Genomic DNA, 19079 nt, shown 5'->3' on the forward strand with positions numbered 1-19079 from the left:
ACACGGAAAATAGAGTTATTGGTAGGCGTGTTTTTATTGTCAGGTTTGTTGGCTTTTTGCATCTTAGTATTCAATGTTGCTAATGTTCAAGTCAAGTCTAATGACCAGACTTATAACTTGGTCGCTGAATTTAATAATATTGGCGGCTTAAAAGTACGTTCGCCAGTAAAAGTGGGTGGTGTGGTGGTTGGTCGTGTAACCAATATTACTCTCGATACCCATAAGTTGGTGCCAATAGTGACATTAACAATGGATAAGCGCTTTGATCAATTTCCGGAAACAAGCAGCTTAGCTATTTTGACTTCAGGACTCCTTGGCGAGCAATTTATTGGTTTAACGCCTGGGTTTATGGACGATGATATTTCGATGCTTGCCGATGGCGATAAAGTACATGACACACGTGGTGCATTGATTTTAGAAGATTTAATTGGTCAGCTTTTATATAGCATGTCATCTAAAGATAAATAGGATCCCAATTATGAAAACATTTTTTAATCATGTTATGGCGCTATGCCTAATCGGCAGTGCGGTTATCAGCCAAGGTGCAATGGCTGCTAATGATGAGGTCAATACCCGTGATCCATATGAGATGATCAAACAAGTCGCCAATATGACTTTTGATCGTTTTAAAGCAGATAAAGCCTTAATTAATGATGATTTAAGTCATTTAAAAGTTATTGTTCGTGAAGAGCTTATGCCTTACGTCGATTATAAATATGCTGCTTATAAAGTGATGGGGCAGTATTTAAGTGATACGACCGTCGATCAACGTAATCGTTTTGTGGATGCCTTTGAAGGTTATTTAGTGGCAACCTATGCACAAGCATTAACCGAATATACTGATCAAAAAGTGGCTTTTGACCCGCCGAGTGATTTCAGCAATGAAAAAATAGTTGAAGTGAATGTTCAAATCCTTGAGCAAGGTCGTCCACCGATTAAAATTCAATTTAAAGCGCGTCGTTTAAAAGACGATACGTGGAAAGCGTTCGATTTAGTGGCAGAAGGTGTGAGTTTATTGGCTTCTAAACAGTCTGAAATCTCTAATTTAATCCGCCAGCAAGGTATTGAAGCGGTGATTACCATGCTGAATGATAAAACCCAACAGACTATTGATCGCCAACCAGCAAAAGAAGCTGCAGCTGCGTGATTACCTTTAATCAACAAGATCAACGTTGCATCGTCAGCGGTCGCCTAACCCAAGATGAAGTAAAACAATTGTGGCCAAAACGCCATGAATTGTTTACTGCATCAACTCAAGTGGTAGACTTATCAGCATTAGAATACGTCGACAGTGCGGGTGTTGCACTGTTATTAGCGTTAATCAAACTACATGCGACAAGTAGCCCAGAAACAAGTGTGATACATCAGTTGGTTAATCCAAGTGAACAGCTCAAAAAAATGATTGAGCTTTATGATTTAGATGCTTTTTTCAGCCAAAAATAGAAACGAATAGTAAAGGTAATTGATTCCATGGAATGCAATGTTATAGAACAAATTTTAACCGAGGCGTTGTCGCTCACTGAAGCGCACGTTACCTCGGATGGCAGTCACTACAAAGTCGTCGCCGTAGGTGAGTGTTTTGATGGTATGAGCCGGGTAAAACAACAGCAAGCAATTTACAGTCCTTTAGCTGAGCAGATTGCCAGTGGTGAATTGCATGCGTTAACAATTAAAACTTTTACGCCGACTCAGTGGAAGCGTGAAAAACTTTTCAATATGTAACAACAGAGATTCACAGTGGATAAATTAACTATTAAAGCCAGCAAGCCTTTAGCTGGTGAAGTCGTGATCTCTGGTGCAAAAAATGCGGCACTCCCCATTTTAATGGCTGGCGTATTAGCCGAAACAGATTTTATTGTCTCAAATGTTCCCAACTTACGCGACGTGATCACCAGTTGTGAATTATTACGTTGTTTAGGTGCCGAAGTTGAAGACCTCGGCGGTAGCCGCATTCGTATTTCTACCTCTAACTTAAATGAATATTGCGCACCTTATGACTTAGTCAAAACAATGCGTGCATCGATTCTTATTTTAGGCCCGCTGCTTGCCCGTTATGGTACTGCAGATGTTTCTTTACCTGGCGGTTGTGCCATTGGTGCTCGTCCGGTGAACCTGCATTTACATGGCTTAGAGTTAATGGGTGCCAAAATTGAAGTCAAGGAAGGCTACATTAAAGCGCGTGTTGATGGCCGTTTAAAAGGCGCTCATATCTTTATGGATATGGTCAGTGTCGGCGCAACAGAAAACTTGCTGATGGCTGCAGCATTAGCTGATGGCACGACAGTCATTGAAAATGCGGCCCGTGAACCAGAAGTGACGGACTTAGCTCATTGCTTAATTGCCATGGGAGCAAAAATCACTGGTATTGGTTCTGCCACGTTAACGATTGAAGGTGTGGAACGTCTATCGGGTTGTGAATACCGCGTCATGCCAGATCGTATCGAAACCGGTTCATTCTTGGTTGCCGCAGCCGTTACTCGCGGTAAGATTCGTTGTGTATCAGCCGATCCTAAAACCTTAGAAGCGGTATTATCAAAGCTTGAAGATGCCGGTGCTGAGATCACAACTGGCGAAGATTGGATTGAGCTTGATATGAAAGGCCAACGTCCAAAGTCTGTTAATATTAAAACCGCACCTTATCCTGCGTTTCCAACCGATATGCAAGCGCAATTTTGTGTGTTGAATGCACTTGCTCAAGGCACAGGTCGTGTTACTGAGACTATCTTTGAGAATCGCTTCATGCACGTTCCTGAATTAAGCCGCATGGGCGCAGACATAGAGCAAGAAGGTAATACTTGTATCATCCATGGTACTGAGCGTTTAAACGGTGCCCAAGTGATGGCGACAGATTTACGCGCCTCTGCCAGCTTAGTGATTGCAGGCTTAATGGCTGATGGCTTAACTACAGTCGATCGTATATATCACCTTGACCGTGGTTACGAGCATATTGAAGCCAAGTTTCAAGGTTTAGGTGCTGAAGTTGTTCGCGTGAAGAACTCTTAGGTTTATCTCGCTCCGCAGAAAATACCTCATAAAAAAGCCATTCATTTGAATGGCTTTTTTATAACGTTGATTTAATGAGTAATAGGTATTACTCAGGCGCAGTGGCTTTTTCTGCAATAATGACTGGCAGTATTTGACGCTTACCCTCACGTATAATGGTCATGTTGACTTTAGTTCCTGGAGGGGTCTCTGCAATTCTGTCCATCAACATTTCAACTCCCGGGACATCTTCATCATTATATTGGGTAATGACATCTCTTGGTGTTAAGCACGCACGAGCTGCTGGTCCGTCAGGATCGATCCCCGTCACTAACACACCTTTTAAATCGGGTAGGTTGAGTATCTGTGCCATTACCGGATTAAGTGGTTCACCTGAAATACCTAAAGCACCACGGATAACTCGGCCATGTTTAATCAATTTATCCATAATGCTGTGGGCTAACTTAATGGGGATAGCAAAACTAATCCCATTGCCGCCACTATCATTACCCACTTGGAATGCCGCGGTATTGATACCGATTAATTCACCGCCGGTATCGATTAATGCTCCGCCTGAGTTACCAGCATTAATGGCTGCGTCTGTTTGCAAAAAGTCGAGGTAACCTGAACTTAAGCCATTACGTCCTGTTGCACTAATAATACCCTGAGTAATTGTCTGGCCAATATTGTATGGATTACCAATGGCTAGCACCACATCGCCTACTTGGGCTAGTTTATCGAGATTAATCGGTACTATAGGTAAATTATCGCCTTCAATTTTAAGTACTGCTAAATCTGTCTCTTGATCAGAACCAACTACTTCAGCAGTAAATTTACGCCCATCTTGTAGCGCAATAACAATCTCGTCGGCTTTTTTTATCACATGATAATTTGTGAGCACATAGCCTTCTTTACTCATTATCACGCCAGAGCCAAGGCCTTGAAGTGAGCTTGAATTGAGCGGATTACGTTGATCAATGCTAAGGCTATAAATATTGGCTACTGCAGGTGCAGCTCGACGAACGGCTTTAGCGAAAGATAATTCTGAGCCACTATTGCTGACATTTGTGAGGCTATTGTTGAATGAGGAATTTTGCATTAACGCTGTTATGGCTAAAAAAACAGCAGCCATAATTAGACCAAATACCACAGCTTTAGTTATATAGATGCAAGTGTCTTTTAGGTTCATGGCTTGAATAATTGTTAAAAAAAATGGCTGTTATATTAACATAGCTCAAATAAATAAGCACCGACCAAAAGTTGGCCGATGCTTCATTCTTGAACGGGTATCACAGACTATAACCTGATGATTCTTATAGCTGTGATGAGGTAAATTAAGTGTCAACTATGTTAGCGTCAACTGCATTAGCGTAAAACAAGGTAGAGTAAGTTATTGTCACGTAATATCTTCAGTGCCACAGAGTTCTTATTGTCTTTTAGCATTTCTTTTAATGCTTTAAGGCTGGTCACTTTACTGCGATTAAGCCCCACAATTAAGTCTCCTTTGACTAAGCCACTCATTGCTGCTGGTGAACCCTGAGCAATATCAGTGATCTCAATACCTTTTTTACTGTCCTCAAGTGTCGCGCCTTGTAACATAGGATGTACGCTACCGGCTTCAGCCTCAACTTTGTCTGCTTCACCTAGTGTCGCTTTAATCTTCTTCGTATCGCCATCACGAATAATTCCGAATTCAACCTCGGCACCAGCACCCATAGTGGCTACTTTTGCGCGTAATTCCTGGAAGGTTTTAATACTCCGCCCATTGAGGCTGACAATAATATCACCCGCTTTTAATCCTGCTTTATCAGCAGCACTTTTTGGCATCACTTCATTAACGAAACCGCCGTGCTGGGTATCTAAACCAAACGCTTTGGCAAGTTCATTATCAAGATCGCGACCTGATACCCCTAATACGCCGCGTCGTACTTCACCATGCTCAATAATCTGTTCAACAAGGTTGTTAACCATATTGGCTGGGATAGCGAAACCAATACCAACGTTACCGCCATTTGGGGCGACAATCGCAGTATTAATACCGATGAGTTCACCTTTTAAGTTAACTAATGCACCGCCAGAGTTACCACTATTTATCGCGGCATCAGTTTGGATAAAGTTTTCTAGCATTTCAATGCCTAAACCACTGCGGCCGAGTGCGCTGACTATTCCTGACGTTACAGTTTGTCCAAGCCCAAATGGGTTACCGATGGCAACTGCAAAATCACCAACGCGGATGTCGTCAGAATCAGTTTGCTTAATCGCGACTAAGTTTTTCGCTTCAATTTGCAGCAGGGCAATATCAGACTCTTTATCTGCGCCAATGAGTTTAGCCGTGACTTCGCGACCATCATGTAAACCCACTTTAATATCGTCAGCGCCGTTAATAACGTGGTTATTAGTAATGATATAGCCTTTATCAGCATCGATAATGACCCCTGAGCCTAACCCTCTAAAAGGACGTTCTTGAACTTGTTCTTGTGGAGCGTTTGGACCAAAGAAGTAGCGAAATACATCAGGGACGCGTTGTTTTGATACTTGAGTACCAGATACTGCTACTGATACCACCGCAGGTGTAGTGCGTTCTAGCATTGGCGCTAAACTAGGAATAGCTTGGCCGTCAACCGCTTGTGGAATGGCAGCGAGCGATAGTGTTGGTGCTATGGCTAACGATGCCGTTAATAACGCAGCAGAAAGTAAACTTAATTTGGTTTTCATCTATGGATAGCTCCTGTATGCATTCAAGCTTTATGACATTAAAATATGTGGTTTGATGACATAAAATATGTGGCTTGAGGGCATTATTTTAAAGTTAAATATCGTTAATCATTTATATTAGTGCTGTTGCGAGCCCGTTTTGAAATGGTGAGCTAATCAGTTCGTTTGCAATAACAAGTCAGTAAAAAATAAGTCAGTTGACGATAATCAATCAGAGTAGTGCTCATCTGGTTAGTTGCATTTTTATTAACAAAGGTTAATTTGATCCTTTGAAGCCATTACTCGTATTTGTTGTTTAATGTTATTATTCGCAGCAATTATTTGATGTAAGAGAGTCGTAATCGTGTCGCAGTTAACCCCTTGGCAGCATTATCAGCAAGACCTTACCCGAGAAGATTTTTCACATGATGCCGCACAAGAAAAAGCGGTAAAATCATTACAACGCGTTTACGATGAATTAATGGTCGCGGCTAAACCGATATCTGGTATTAATAAATTGTTTGCTGCCGTTGGGGTTAAATCAACACCTGCAGCGGTAAAAGGCTTGTATTTATGGGGCGGCGTTGGTCGTGGTAAAACCTATTTAATGGATACTTTTTTTGACTCATTGCCTATTGAGCAAAAATTACGAGCTCATTTTCATCGGTTTATGCATCAAATCCATCATGACTTAGGCGAGTTAAAAGGTGTACAAGATCCGCTATTGTCTATAGCCAAGAAGATGGCGTCGCAATATAAAATTATTTGTTTTGATGAGTTTTTTGTCTCAGATATTACCGATGCCATGTTATTGGGGACTCTATTTCAAGCATTGTTCAAAGAAGGGGTTGCACTCGTGGCTACCTCAAACATCATCCCCGATGAATTATATAAAAACGGTCTACAGCGAGCGCGTTTTTTACCTGCGATTGCGTTGATTAATCAACAATGTGAAATTCTCAATGTCGATTCAGGTATTGATTACCGTCTTCGCACCTTAGAGCAGGCTGAGATTTATCATCATCCACTCGATGAACAAGCAGACATCAACTTGTTGCATTACTTTGATCAACTCGCGACCGAATCAGAAAGACTTACTGCACCGATAGAAATTGATGGCCGTGCCATTCGCATTCGTCAACAGTCACAAGGTGTACTGTTAATTAATTTTCGTGATCTCTGCGATGGCCCTCGTTCACAGCGAGATTACATGGAAATGGCATGCCTTTATCATACTGTGCTACTGAGTGGATTAGAGCAAATGGGTTCACAGCAAACTGGTGATGATATTGCCAGACGCTTTTTAGCCATGGTTGATGAGTTTTACGAGCGAAACGTGAAATTGATTATTTCTGCGCAAGTGGAATTAGAGCAGATTTATACCGATGGCCAGTTAACGTTTGAGTTCAGACGTTGTCGCTCAAGACTGATTGAAATGCAATCGAGAGAGTATCTGGCGCTGGAACATTTACCATAGGCTAGCCGTGAGATTTTTAAAAAAAGCAGACGGTTAATTATTCAGCCGAAACAGAGCAGTTTATTTAAAATATTATCAGAAATCAGGTGATCTTTGCTGTGGCTTTGCGTATAATCTGCGACCTGCCCGCGTTAATCCGCCAATTTGGGCGGAAGTTGTAAGCCAATATTCATGTTCGAAGGGGCAAGAATCGGTAATTTTGTGTTGATTGCAACCTGCAGTCGGCATGTGAGACAGAAAATTAACTTTGGGTTTTTGTAATAATGAAGACTTTTACTGCTACACCAGAAACTGTAACTCGTGACTGGTTTGTTGTTGACGCTGAAGGCAAAACTTTAGGCCGTATCGCAACTGAAATCGCAACTCGCTTACGTGGCAAGCATAAGCCAGAATACACTCCACACGTTGACACCGGTGATTACATCATCGTTATCAATGCTGAAAAAGTGACTGTAACTGGTAATAAAGCAGCCGGTAAGATCTACTACTCTCATTCAGGCTTCATTGGTGGCATTAAGCAAATCAGCTTTGAGAAGCTTCAAGCTCATAAGCCTGAAATGATCATCGAGAAAGCAGTTAAGGGTATGTTACCAAAAGGTCCTTTGGGCCGTGCCATGTTCCGTAAACTTAAAGTTTATGCTGGCACAGAACATAACCACGCTGCACAACAACCACAAGTTCTTGATATCTAAACGGGAGGAGTAAGCAAATGTCTGCAACTCAGTACTACGGCACTGGCCGTCGCAAAACATCTACAGCTCGCGTTTTCGCTAAAGCAGGTAGTGGCAATATCGTTGTAAACCAACGTCCTTTGGATGTTTATTTTGGTCGTGAAACTGCTCGTATGGTTGTTCGTCAACCATTAGAATTAGTTGAAATGACTGATAAATTAGACATCTATGTAACAGTTAAGGGCGGTGGTACTACTGGCCAAGCTGGTGCAATTCGTCACGGTATTACCCGTGCACTATTGCAACTAGACGAAGCTCTACGTCCTACTCTACGTACCGCTGGTTTTGTTACCCGTGATGCTCGTAAAGTTGAACGTAAGAAAGTTGGTCTACGTAAAGCACGTCGTAAGCCACAATTCTCTAAGCGTTAATTCGTTTTTTGGATTCAAAAAACCCAGCTTATGCTGGGTTTTTTATTGCCTAAATTTTATTACTTCATACCTCAGCAATTTTATTCATCAGCAGCTATCAAGCGCTCTTTTGTCCTGCGAGTTCAGCTCTTAATACACTGGATATTAACCTAGCCTGGAATAAGTCACTTCTCCTTACCCGTAAAACAAGTCGCAAGTTTGATATGACATCGGCCGAAAGTGGTTATTTTACCTTACTTAGTTTCATCTCTTATACCAGCGCTTATTTCCCGTTCAGGTTAACTTTTTTGGCATTAGGTATTAGGCATGAGGTTTACAAGCTTGTGACTTATAAGGTCGAAATGCATTGAATAAAGATGTACTACTAATAGTGCTCACTAGATTGAACGTTTTGATTTAAGACAGCAAGGGACTTGGCGTATTAAGGTAATGTATTTATAAGGCAGATTAAACGCAGTTGCCAATCATGCTTAACGTCTTCTTAGGCTAATCAAGCAGATATTGAATATAATAAGGCTCAATAAAAGAGAGGCTAAAACATGAATATACCGTTATTAATGAGTGCATTTGGGTTAGTTTTAATCCTTGAAGGGGTAGGTCCATTACTTTTTCCTAACAAGTGGCAAAAATATTTATTAGAGCTTTCGACACAAAAGCAAAATGTTCTCAGACGCTTAGGTGGCTGCTTAGTAACAACAGGAGCCGTTTTATTGATCATTTTTCAATAAAATACTTGCCTATAACCCCCTAAAACCTGTTAAAATTCTATTTTATACCACAAGACGTTGCAGCTAATAATGGGCAAAAATGTAGTCGTACTCGGCACTCAATGGGGTGACGAAGGCAAAGGTAAGATTGTCGACCTTTTAACAGAACAGGCAAAATACGTAGTTCGTTACCAAGGCGGCCATAATGCTGGTCACACTTTGGTAATTGATGGTGAAAAAACCGTTCTTCATCTTATTCCGTCTGGGATTTTACGTGATAACGTAAAATGCATTATCGGTAATGGTGTGGTTGTTGCTCCTGATGCGTTGATGAAAGAAATCAACATGCTCAAAGGACGTGGCGTACCTGTAGAAGAGCGTTTATTAATTTCTGAAGCATGTCCGCTTATCCTTCCGTTCCATTGTGCATTGGATATTGCTCGCGAGAAAGCGCGCGGTAATCAAGCCATTGGTACAACTGGACGTGGTATTGGTCCTGCATATGAAGACAAAGTTTCTCGTCGCGGTTTACGCATCGGTGATTTGTTTAATGCAGAACTTTTCGCAACTAAGTTAAAAGAAGTGATGAAATATCATAACTTCATGCTAACTGAGTATTACAAAGTTGAAGCTGTTGATTATCAGCAAACACTTGATGATGCATTAGCGATTGCTGATTATCTGAAAAGTATGTGTACTGATGTCAGTGAAATGCTTGATGCTGCGCGTAAAGCGGGTGAGCCGATTCTATTTGAAGGCGCTCAAGGCACATTATTGGATATCGACCACGGTACTTATCCATTCGTGACGTCATCAAACACAACAGCTGGCGGTGTAGCGACAGGTTCAGGTTTTGGTCCTCGTCATTTAGACTATGTTTTAGGCATCATGAAAGCTTACACGACTCGCGTCGGTGCTGGTCCATTCCCAACAGAATTAGCCAACGAAATTGGCGATTATATTGGTGAGAAAGGCCAAGAGTTTGGTGCAACGACTGGTCGTAAACGTCGTCCAGGTTGGTTGGATGCAGTGGCCATGCGCCGTGCGGTTCAAATCAATAGCGTTAGTGGTTTTTGTTTAACTAAATTAGACGTTTTAGACGGTCTAAAAGAAGTTAAAATCTGTGTTGGCTATCAATATCCTGATGGAACAGTTTCTAAGGTAACTCCTTTGGCTGCAGAAGGTTATGATTTAGTTACGCCAATATACGAAACTATGCCTGGTTGGAGTGAAAACACTTTTGGTGCTACATCAATCGAGCAGTTGCCTACCGCGGCAATGAACTATATCAAACGTCTTGAAGAGTTATTAGAGACGCCTATTGATATTATCTCTACTGGGCCGGACAGAAATGAAACCATGATTTTGGTTAGTCCGTTCAAGTAAACTAAAGAGGCCGCGATAAGCGGCCTTTTTAATGAGCCTAATTAACGCTTGTAACAGTTTCTACTCAAGAAATACGCTATACTGCCGATGGATAAACCATGAAAGTGTCAGCGAGAATCCTTATGTTGCGTATCTGTTTATTGTTATTGAGTGTCGTTTCCATCAATGTATTTGCGGTGACAGAAGCCGTCGATATCTATAGCGATCAACAATTGATTTCGCTCATCCGCTCAAATCAATATTTACAACGCGTCAAAGCAGACGACTGTCAGTTGGTTCAAGATATTGAAGCCCGTGCTGAAGTATTACAGCAACCCATGTATCAGTTTTTATGGGGTGAAATGCTTAATAACGGTGTGTGTGTTAAGGCTCATCCTTCACGCGGTATGGCATTGCTGCAAACTTCTGCCGAGCAAGGCAGTGCCGAAGCGATGGTAAAATTGGCAGATTATTATTATCGCGGTAAACTAGTGGTTAAAGATCCCAATCGTGCAGTGCAATATGTGTTGCCTGCGGCGGCTAATGGGGATTTAACCGCAAGAATGACATTAGTTCGTTTGTTTGGTGAAGGCTATGGAAGTCCTGCCGATTATGAACTTGGCTATCATTGGTTATATAACAGTATATTTGATGACGATGCTCAACAGAAAAAAGCTTCGTCTTTATTACAGATGCTCGCTGCAAAAATGCCTGCCAGTATAGTGGCCAGGGCACAGCAGCCACAGCTGTACACACGTTAAAGGCTCCACAATATGGAGCGAATTATTTGGAAATTGAATGATCAACGATCCTCATTTTGAGAGAGAACAAGACAAGTACGACAATCCTATTCCTAGCCGTGAGTATATTTTAGAATACTTGCGTGCCCAAAAGTCTCCTGTTACCCGCGATAAAATAGCTGAAGCATTATCCATTACCGATGAAGTGCCATTAGAAGCACTTCGTCGTCGTTTACGTGCGATGGAACGTGATGGCCAGTTAGTCTTTACTCGCGGGCAAAGCTATGGCTTACCTGAGCGTATGGATTTATTGTCTGGTACCGTTTTAGGCCACCGCGATGGATTTGGCTTCTTTAAGCCTGATGAAGGCGGTGACGACTTATTTATCAGTAATCGCGATATGCTGATGTATTTTCATGGCGATAAAGTGCTAGCACAAAAAGCGGGTACTGATCGTCGTGGTCGTCGTGAAGCTCGAATTGTGCGCTTAGTTCATGAGCGAACCGCTGCCTTAGTTGGCCGTTACCACGTCGACGCCGGAATGGGCTTTGTGATTGCAGATGACAGACGCATCACCCAAGAAATATTAATCGCCAGTGAAGATACCCTAGGCGCCCGCGCCGGTGATGTGGTGGTGGTTGAGTTAACCCGTCGCCCTGGTCGTTTTGTTAAAGCGGCAGCGAAAGTGACCGAAGTCTTAGGTAAGACCATGGCACCGGGTATGGAAATTGAAATTGCCTTACGTAATTATGATTTACCCCACACTTGGTCTGCGATTATTGAGAAAAAACTCAAACGTATTCCTGACGAAGTCACCGAAGAAGATAAATTAGGTCGCGTCGATTTACGCCATTTACCCTTGGTCACTATTGATGGCGAAGATGCCCGTGATTTTGATGATGCGGTATATGCTGAAGCAAAACCAAGTGGCGGCTGGCGTTTATGGGTGGCGATAGCTGATGTGAGCCATTATGTACGTACTGATTCAGCATTAGATACTGAAGCGCGCGCACGTGGTAATTCGGTGTATTTCCCGTCGCAAGTTATTCCTATGCTGCCTGAGAAAATATCTAATGGCTTGTGTTCATTAAAGCCAAAAGTCGACCGTTTATGTATGGTTGCTGAGATGACAATTTCTGCAGCGGGTAAGTTATCGGGCACCAAGTTTTATCCAGCAGTAATGCATTCTCATGCTCGTTTTACCTATACCCAAGTTGCTGACATGCTAGAAGGTGGCCCAATAGCCCCTGAGCATGAAGCGCTATTCCCACATTTATTATGTTTGCAGTCGTTATATCTCACCTTAGATGAGCGTCGTGCTGAACGTGGTGCTATTGCATTTGAAACCTTAGAAACGCAGTTTATCTTTAATGAGCAGCGTAAAATTGACAAGATCGTCCCACGAGGCCGAAACCAAGCGCATAAAATCATTGAAGAATGTATGATTTTAGCCAACGTGGCTTCGGCAAAGTTTGTCAAAAAACACAAAGGTGAGGTGCTGTATCGTGTGCATGAAGCGCCGTCAGAACAAAAACTGGCTAACTTTAAAGAGTTTCTTGCTGAGCGCGGCTTAAGCATGGATGGTGGCTTAGAGCCAACCCCGACTGACTATCAAAATCTGATGTTAAAAATTGCTGACCGTCCTGACTTTGAGTTAATTCAGGTGATGTTATTGCGCTCAATGCGCCAAGCAGTTTACAGCCCAGATAACGAAGGTCATTTTGGTTTAGCATTAGAAGCGTATTCGCATTTCACTTCGCCAATTCGTCGTTACCCTGATTTGATTTTACATCGAGTGATTAAGTATTTACTCGCAAAAGAGCAGGGCGATGTCACTGACAAGTGGACTCAAGATGGCGGTTATCTTTATCAGCTTGAAGAGTTAGATCTATTAGGTGAAGAATGTTCAACCACCGAGCGCCGCGCAGATGAAGCCACTCGCGATGTCAGTGATTGGTTAAAATGTGAATACATGCAAGATCACGTCGGTGATACCTTTGATGCCGTCATTGCTTCAGTCACTAGCTTTGGTCTGTTTGTTAGATTAAACGAATTATTTATTGATGGCTTAGTACACATATCAAGCCTTGCCAGCGACTACTACCAATTCGATCCAATGCGTCAACGACTGGTTGGTGAAAACACTCGCCAAGTGTATCAAGTGGGTGATGCTGTTACTGTTAAGGTTGCTGCGGTTAATCTTGATGATCGTCAAATTGACTTGTTGATGGTGGGTGACAATAGTAAAGGCGCAGGCAAATCGGCACGTAAAGGCAGCAAGCCTTCAACGGCTCGTGAACGAGTGAATGTTGAAGGGGCTAAAGCCGCACGTAAAGGTAAGTCGACAGATAAACCTAAGTCAGACAAATCTAAGTCGGATAAGCCTAAGGCCAGTAAACGTCGCTCAAGCAATAAAGCGTCATCGCCTGCGAGCAAGCCAGTGGCGGCAAAGAAGTCCACCGCGGCAGAGCAAAAAGCTGATACCACAAAACCGAATTCTAGCGTTAAGAAAACCCCTGCCAAGCGCAGCAAGAGAAAGTAATTAAATGAAAAAACAAGATACCATTTTTGGCATTCATGCCGTTGAAGCATTATTAAATCATAGCCCTGAACGTGTGATTGAACTTTGGCTGTTACAAGGCCGTGATGACGAACGCTTAACGCCATTGATTAATATCGCATCAACTTTTGGTACTACATTGCAACGTGCTGCACGTAAAGTGTTAGACGACAAAGCGGGTAGCTCACAACACCAAGGTATTGTCGCGCGTGTAAAAGCGGTAAAACCTTTGACAGAAACTGATTTAGACGCATTACTTGATAAAACAGAAGTGCCTTTTTTACTCATTTTAGACGGTGTAACCGACCCACATAATCTTGGTGCTTGCTTACGTAATGCCGATGCCGCTGGGGTACATGCGGTGATTGTACCTAAAGATAATTCAGTTGGATTAACCTCAACCGTCAGCAAAGTGGCTTGTGGCGCAGCAGAAACGGTACCGTTATTCCAAGTGACCAATCTTGCTCGTACCATGCGTCATCTTCAAGACAAAGGTGTTTGGATTGTCGGCACAGCAGGCGAAGCAGATGGTAATGTATACCAAGCGGACCTTAAGGGGCCTCTAGCGATTGCTATGGGTGCTGAAGATAAAGGTTTGCGTCGTTTGTCACGCGAAGGCTGTGATTCGTTGGTTTCGATCCCAATGGCTGGCAGTGTGTCAAGCCTTAACGTATCAGTTGCCACTGGGGTGTGCTTATTTGAAGCCGTCAGGCAGCGTTTAGGTTAATTATTGCCTGCAGTAGAACGACATAAAAAAACGGCGATATTTATCGCCGTTTTTTATTATCTCGAGTTTAGTTTGTGTTAGGTTATTGATGGGTGTCAGTCTTTAGCTTTTACAATCAAAGCCAGAAAAAACATTAGCGTCTGCCAATTTCGTTATCGACATCTTCGTCATCTAACTCCTCTGGTATCAAGGTTTCTTCGCTCACACTGGCATAAGAGGTATTATATTCAGCTTGCTCATCAGCATCATCAAACTCATCATTGGTTGATTCCGGTTGGGCATCGAATGCATCTTCAGCGGGATTGATCATTTGTTCGTTGACCATTTCAATGTCAACACGTGGATCAAATGATGCTGCTAATGGCGAGCTGACTAAGTCGCCCCCTGCCATCATGTAATCTCCAGTACTTGTTTGCTCAGCTTTTTGACGCACATTAATCCACAGTAGCCTTGCCAATAAGGTGAATGAGCACATCGCCATAAATCCATATAGCATTTGATCACCTAATGCTTGCATTAAGCCAGAAGCGACTAAAGGACCAATACTTGCGCCAATACCAAAGGTGACTAAGATTGTGGCAGATAGCCCAACCCGCTCATGTTGTTCAACGCGCGAATTGGCTAATGCAGTTGCTAATGGATACAAGGTAAACGCTAAAATACCAAATAAGCTGGTTAATATTAACGAAGACACTGCGTGGAATGGGATTATCGTAATGATCAACACTATGACGCCTAATAAAGCGCAGTTAATTCGAATTAATAAGCTACGAGAGATGACATCGGATAATTTACCCATTGGCCATTGGGCTAGCAATCCTGCAAAAATGGTACACGACATATAGAGCGCAACGTGCTCAGGATCAATACCTTTAGCCGTGGCATAAGAGGGAGCCAAACCATAAAAACAGCCGACTATCATGCTCCCTAAGGCTATGGTTGTCAGAGCTTGGGGTGCTCTTTTCCAATAGAGTCCCATTTGTAATGGGGCTGGTGTTAACGGTTCGGGGTGAATTCTGCGCGTGATCGAAATCGGTACGATACATAAGGCAAAACAGATGGCAATCAACAGCAGTGGCTCTAAGCCTAAATCGGGATATAAACTAATGGCTCCTTGCCCAGCCATTAGCGCTAAGTAAGATACGATCATGTAGCTCGCAAAAACAGTACCACGTTGGTTGTTTTCTGCCTGCTCGTTGAGCCAGCTTTCTAACACCATATATTGGCACATCATTCCCATACCTACTGCGAGGCGCAATACTAGCCAAATGGCTAAATTATCGATGAGGGCATGACCCAATGCAGAGGCAGTCACTATGCCCGCACAGGCAACAAAAGCACGAATATGACCAACTTGTGCAATCAGTTTATGGCCAACTTTAGAGCCGCAGACCAGGCCAATATAGTAAGCTGACATCATGCCACCAATCCATATTTGTGGCACCTGCATTGTGGTAAGACTTAGGCCTAAGTATGTGGTCAGTAGACCTGCAGCAAGCACCATCAAAAAGGTGGTGCTATATAATGAGGCAAAACTGCGTAGCGGGCTGTCCATAACTTGGCCTTTATTTTTTCAGTAAGGCCTCGTTTGCCTCATTGATTAATGGTCTTGTTTCGCTTCATTTAAGGTCAATAATTATTGAAACGTATACAACAAGTTGAATGTGGTGATGGTGTCAGTATTTTTACTGTCATCAGGAACCACTTCAGTGTACTTGATGTTCATACCTATTTTAAATGCCCAATCTTGAATAAAGGTGTTTTTATAACTCATATCAAGGGTTAAGGTATTATTAGTCTGACCTGTTTCAGCTGTCACATCAGCATTAAAGCTAGTGTACTCTTGCAGTTTAACTGTGTATTTGGCCGCCGAACGTAAAATAATATCGCGGTTTGCATCAGGATCGGGTTCTGCAACACTGCCTTGTGGTTGGTCGTAACGATAACCCGGACCAGCTTCAAGGCTCAGTTTTGTTCTATTGTTCTTAATTAAATCAAAACCATAACCTGTTGAAATAGTAGATATTCGAGTGTACGAACCAAATTGATCCCAAGTAAATTCACCACGGCCAAATATATAACCGCGCTCTAGCTTGTAGTTAGACTGTAAGTATAATTCGTAACGCTCAGCAGTAGACTCATTACCATCAGCCGCATAATAGGCCTTTAATGTTGCTTCTTGCTTAGTGTTCTTCGAATCATAAGTTAAATAAGTTCGACCGTTGAAGTTTTTAGTTTCGTTGTTACCGCTATTTAATTGCAAGCCTGCTTCTACCTCAGCATTAAAACTGCTGGGTGGTTCCTGATAATCAGGTGGAACTAAGGCCCATGCCGGAGCAGACAATAAAAAGAGGCAGCATGTTGTTACTATGTTTTTCATGGTCATCATTAAAGTGTTTTATTCTTGATGGCGTAAACGCGGTATTTCGGACTGGGGCCATCATACCTGTAATCAAGATTGCTGAAAAGAGTGAGTTAGTGCTTGAGTTTATCGTACACTTTATGTATCATCGCGCGCTCAAATCAGTCACTTTAATTCGTTCCTTGCCTCCACATTGGTCTGACTGAGCCAGAAAAGAGGCTACTTAACCGTAAGGAGCAATAAATGCGTCATTATGAAATCGTATTTATGGTTCACCCAGATCAAAGTGAACAAGTCCCAGGTATGATTGAGCGTTACACCGGTGTTATCACCGCTGCTAATGGTACAATCCACCGTTTAGAAGATTGGGGCCGTCGTCAATTGGCTTACCCGATCCAAGACCTACATAAAGCTCACTATGTTCTTTTGAACGTAGAAGCATCTGCAGAGTCTATCGAAGAACTAGAAACAGCTTTCCGTTTCAACGACGCTGTTCTGCGTAACATGGTAATGCGCACTAAAGTGGCCGTTACTGAAGCTTCTCCTATGGCAAAAGCAAGAGACGAACGTGATTCACGTCGTTCACCTTCTGATGACCGTAATGCAGAAGAAAGCGCTGAAGAAAACGCTGAATAATTTTTTTGAATAATCACTTAGTGTTGTCTGGCACGATAACTCGTACAAGACGATTAGATAGCCCAAGCGGGATTGCCCATGTGGTGATAACGGTAGAGCATAAATCACAGCGGCAAGAAGTAGAAATGTTGAGAAACGTCTACTGTTTGATCCAAGTGATATTAAGTGGTCCGCGCTTTAATAGCGTAGCAAATAAATTACAAGCAGGTGTGCAAGTTGATGTTGAAGGGTTTCTTTCACTACAACAAGGGCGAAATGGACAAAACCGTTTAGTCTTGCATGCTGAAAATGTCGAATTGAAAACTTAGGAGACTGTCAAAATGGCACGTTATTTCCGTCGTCGCAAGTTCTGCCGCTTCACCGCTGAAGGTGTTGTGGAGATTGATTATAAAGATATCGTTACTTTAAAGAACTACATCACTGAAAGCGGCAAGATTGTTCCTAGCCGTATCACTGGTACCAGTGCTAGATATCAACGCCAACTAGCTCGCGCTATCAAGCGTGCTCGTTATCTTTCTCTACTGCCATATACTGATTTACATCAGTAATATTGCAGTATTAATTCCTAATAGAATATAGAGGATTTGATAATGAATGTTATTTTGCTAGATAAAGTTGCAAACTTAGGTAGCCTAGGCGACCAAGTTTCTGTTAAAGCTGGTTATGCTCGTAACTTCCTTTTACCTTATGGTAAAGCAGTTGTAGCAAACGCAGCAAACACTGAAGTATTTGAAACTCGTCGTGCTGAATTAGAAGCTAAAGTAGCTGCTGAATTAGCTGCTGCGACAGTTCGTGCTGAAAAATTAACTGCATTAGAAGCTGTTGTTATTGCTTCTAAAGCAGGTGATGAAGGTAAATTATTCGGCTCAATTGGCAACCGTGATATCGCTGATGCAGTTACTGCAGCTGGCGTAGCACTTGCTAAATCTGAAGTTCGTTTACCTTTAGGTGCTTTACGCACTACTGGTAACTTCGAAGTTGAAGTTCAAGTACACACTGAAGTTAAAGCTGTTGTTAAGATTTCTATCGTTGCAGAAGCTTAATTACGTTTTAGCTCCATAAAAAACACCGCCTCAGGGCGGTGTTTTTTTATGTGTATCATTTAATTCTCATCCGCTTCCAACAACACTTCCATGCACTATCTGGTTATATCGCGGTCGTTTAAATGTGTTATCTAATGAATGTTAACCAAGTAAACATTGCTATAAGGTTCACTTGGTTATGGTTTATTTAAGCTCAATCCACCACAGTCGGTTTCTTTTCTGGTATGTCAGTGACGGCTTTAGTTACTGATCCAGTTGCGAGTTCAGCTTCTGCTTGTGCTTCATTAGTTGCTTCGTTGACGACTTCAGCTTCTACTTCACTTACTGCTGGGGATTTATTGGCGGCTTCATTTACGACCCCAGCAGCGGCTTCAGTTGTCGCTTGGTTAGGTAACTCAGCTTTATCTTCAACATCTACTGTAGGGACCAATTTAGGTACTGATTCACTCGAGAGTTCAGATTCAATCGCGGCTTCAGTTGTCGCTTGGTTAGGTAACTCAGCTTTATCTTCAATATCTACGGTAGGGACCAATTTAGGTGCTGATTCACTCGAGAGTTCAGATTCAATCGCGGCTTCAGTTGTCGCTTGGTTAGGTAACTCAGCTTTATCTTCAATATCTACGGTAGGGACCAATTTAGGTGCTGATTCACTCGAGAGTTCTGTTGCTGCCTCTGCTTTATCAG

At 42.4% G+C, this 19079-nt stretch carries 22 protein-coding genes; 17 read left to right on the plus strand and 5 right to left on the minus strand.

Annotation, left to right across the window (positions count from 1 at the left end; all coding sequences use genetic code 11):
• From mlaD to murA, 5 genes are all read left to right on the plus strand, one after another.
• Nucleotides 1-468: outer membrane lipid asymmetry maintenance protein MlaD (gene mlaD, locus H5185_RS15240; RefSeq protein WP_182742516.1), on the plus strand; the 468-nt coding region annotated here is incomplete at its 5' end.
• A 34-nt stretch (nucleotides 469-502) separates the two neighbouring features.
• Nucleotides 503-1147 (plus strand): phospholipid-binding protein MlaC, encoded by a 645-nt coding sequence (locus H5185_RS15245; RefSeq protein ID WP_124015360.1) that lies wholly within the window; start codon nucleotides 503-505, stop codon nucleotides 1145-1147.
• Nucleotides 1144-1443 carry a lipid asymmetry maintenance protein MlaB gene (locus H5185_RS15250; protein ID WP_182722364.1) on the plus strand — a complete coding sequence of 100 codons (300 nt, stop codon included), beginning with the start codon at nucleotides 1144-1146 and terminating at the stop codon, nucleotides 1441-1443. The genes H5185_RS15245 and H5185_RS15250 overlap by 4 nt, the downstream gene beginning before the upstream one ends.
• A 27-nt stretch (nucleotides 1444-1470) precedes the next feature.
• Nucleotides 1471-1722 (plus strand): BolA family protein, encoded by a 252-nt coding sequence (locus H5185_RS15255; RefSeq protein ID WP_124015066.1) that lies wholly within the window; start codon nucleotides 1471-1473, stop codon nucleotides 1720-1722.
• A 15-nt stretch (nucleotides 1723-1737) separates the two neighbouring features.
• Nucleotides 1738-3003, plus strand: coding sequence for a UDP-N-acetylglucosamine 1-carboxyvinyltransferase (gene murA, locus H5185_RS15260; RefSeq protein ID WP_182742517.1), 1266 nt, complete (start codon nucleotides 1738-1740; stop codon nucleotides 3001-3003).
• 88 nt (nucleotides 3004-3091) lie between these two features.
• Here murA and degS read toward each other — a convergent pair whose 3' ends face one another.
• Both degS and degQ read right to left on the minus strand, forming a co-directional pair.
• Nucleotides 3092-4171, minus strand: coding sequence for an outer membrane-stress sensor serine endopeptidase DegS (degS, locus tag H5185_RS15265; protein WP_182742518.1), 1080 nt, complete (start codon nucleotides 4169-4171; stop codon nucleotides 3092-3094).
• 176 nt (nucleotides 4172-4347) lie between these two features.
• Nucleotides 4348-5697, minus strand: coding sequence for a Do family serine endopeptidase DegQ (gene degQ, locus H5185_RS15270; RefSeq protein WP_124015063.1), 1350 nt, complete (start codon nucleotides 5695-5697; stop codon nucleotides 4348-4350).
• Between the two features lie 343 nt (nucleotides 5698-6040).
• Here degQ and zapE point away from each other — a divergent pair, with 343 nt between their 5' ends.
• The 8 genes from zapE (at nucleotide 6041) to rlmB (ending at nucleotide 14354) form a co-directional block, all read left to right on the plus strand.
• The gene (zapE, locus tag H5185_RS15275) at nucleotides 6041-7153 is read left to right on the plus strand and encodes a cell division protein ZapE (protein ID WP_182696720.1); all 1113 of its coding nucleotides are present in this window, start codon (nucleotides 6041-6043) and stop codon (nucleotides 7151-7153) included.
• Nucleotides 7154-7416: 263 nt separating this feature from the next.
• Nucleotides 7417-7845, plus strand: coding sequence for a 50S ribosomal protein L13 (gene rplM, locus H5185_RS15280; RefSeq protein WP_011638797.1), 429 nt, complete (start codon nucleotides 7417-7419; stop codon nucleotides 7843-7845).
• A gap of 17 nt (nucleotides 7846-7862) precedes the next feature.
• Nucleotides 7863-8255, plus strand: coding sequence for a 30S ribosomal protein S9 (gene rpsI, locus H5185_RS15285; protein WP_124015061.1), 393 nt, complete (start codon nucleotides 7863-7865; stop codon nucleotides 8253-8255).
• Nucleotides 8256-8794: 539 nt separating this feature from the next.
• Nucleotides 8795-8983, plus strand: coding sequence for a DUF2065 domain-containing protein (locus tag H5185_RS15290; RefSeq protein ID WP_182742519.1), 189 nt, complete (start codon nucleotides 8795-8797; stop codon nucleotides 8981-8983).
• A gap of 69 nt (nucleotides 8984-9052) precedes the next feature.
• Nucleotides 9053-10348, plus strand: a complete 1296-nt coding sequence (locus H5185_RS15295) for an adenylosuccinate synthase (RefSeq protein ID WP_124015059.1) — start codon at nucleotides 9053-9055, stop codon at nucleotides 10346-10348.
• A 122-nt stretch (nucleotides 10349-10470) separates the two neighbouring features.
• Nucleotides 10471-11088, plus strand: a complete 618-nt coding sequence (locus H5185_RS15300; protein WP_165870045.1) for an SEL1-like repeat protein — start codon at nucleotides 10471-10473, stop codon at nucleotides 11086-11088.
• A gap of 37 nt (nucleotides 11089-11125) precedes the next feature.
• Nucleotides 11126-13609: a ribonuclease R gene (gene rnr / locus H5185_RS15305; protein WP_182722361.1), complete on the plus strand. Its 2484-nt coding sequence runs from the start codon at nucleotides 11126-11128 to the stop codon at nucleotides 13607-13609.
• Nucleotides 13610-13613: 4 nt separating this feature from the next.
• Complete coding sequence (gene rlmB / locus H5185_RS15310; protein WP_124015056.1) at nucleotides 13614-14354, plus strand: 23S rRNA (guanosine(2251)-2'-O)-methyltransferase RlmB; 741 nt, start codon at nucleotides 13614-13616, stop codon at nucleotides 14352-14354.
• 133 nt (nucleotides 14355-14487) lie between these two features.
• On the opposite strand, the gene H5185_RS15315 is transcribed toward rlmB, so the two are convergent.
• Together H5185_RS15315 and H5185_RS15320 are read right to left on the minus strand one after the other, a co-directional pair.
• Nucleotides 14488-15909 (minus strand): MFS transporter, encoded by a 1422-nt coding sequence (locus H5185_RS15315; RefSeq protein WP_182696718.1) that lies wholly within the window; start codon nucleotides 15907-15909, stop codon nucleotides 14488-14490.
• Between the two features lie 81 nt (nucleotides 15910-15990).
• Nucleotides 15991-16743, minus strand: a complete 753-nt coding sequence (locus H5185_RS15320; protein WP_124015054.1) for a YdiY family protein — start codon at nucleotides 16741-16743, stop codon at nucleotides 15991-15993.
• Between the two features lie 216 nt (nucleotides 16744-16959).
• On the opposite strand from H5185_RS15320, the gene rpsF reads away from it, so the two are divergent.
• From rpsF to rplI, 4 genes are read left to right on the plus strand one after another with little or no spacing between them, the layout of a single operon-like run.
• A complete protein-coding gene (rpsF, locus tag H5185_RS15325; RefSeq protein WP_124015053.1) occupies nucleotides 16960-17352 on the plus strand; it encodes a 30S ribosomal protein S6 in 393 nt (130 codons plus the stop codon).
• Between the two features lie 5 nt (nucleotides 17353-17357).
• A complete protein-coding gene (priB, locus tag H5185_RS15330; RefSeq protein ID WP_124732151.1) occupies nucleotides 17358-17660 on the plus strand; it encodes a primosomal replication protein N in 303 nt (100 codons plus the stop codon).
• Nucleotides 17661-17672: 12 nt separating this feature from the next.
• Complete coding sequence (rpsR, locus tag H5185_RS15335) at nucleotides 17673-17900, plus strand: 30S ribosomal protein S18 (protein WP_101085203.1); 228 nt, start codon at nucleotides 17673-17675, stop codon at nucleotides 17898-17900.
• Nucleotides 17901-17942: 42 nt separating this feature from the next.
• Nucleotides 17943-18395 carry a 50S ribosomal protein L9 gene (gene rplI / locus H5185_RS15340; RefSeq protein WP_182696717.1) on the plus strand — a complete coding sequence of 151 codons (453 nt, stop codon included), beginning with the start codon at nucleotides 17943-17945 and terminating at the stop codon, nucleotides 18393-18395.
• A 193-nt stretch (nucleotides 18396-18588) separates the two neighbouring features.
• Here rplI and H5185_RS15345 read toward each other — a convergent pair.
• Nucleotides 18589-19079: hypothetical protein (locus tag H5185_RS15345; RefSeq protein WP_404948462.1), on the minus strand; the 491-nt coding region annotated here is incomplete at its 5' end.

The organism is Shewanella sp. SG44-6 (assembly GCF_014164185.1).
Taxonomy (GTDB): domain Bacteria; phylum Pseudomonadota; class Gammaproteobacteria; order Enterobacterales; family Shewanellaceae; genus Shewanella; species Shewanella vesiculosa.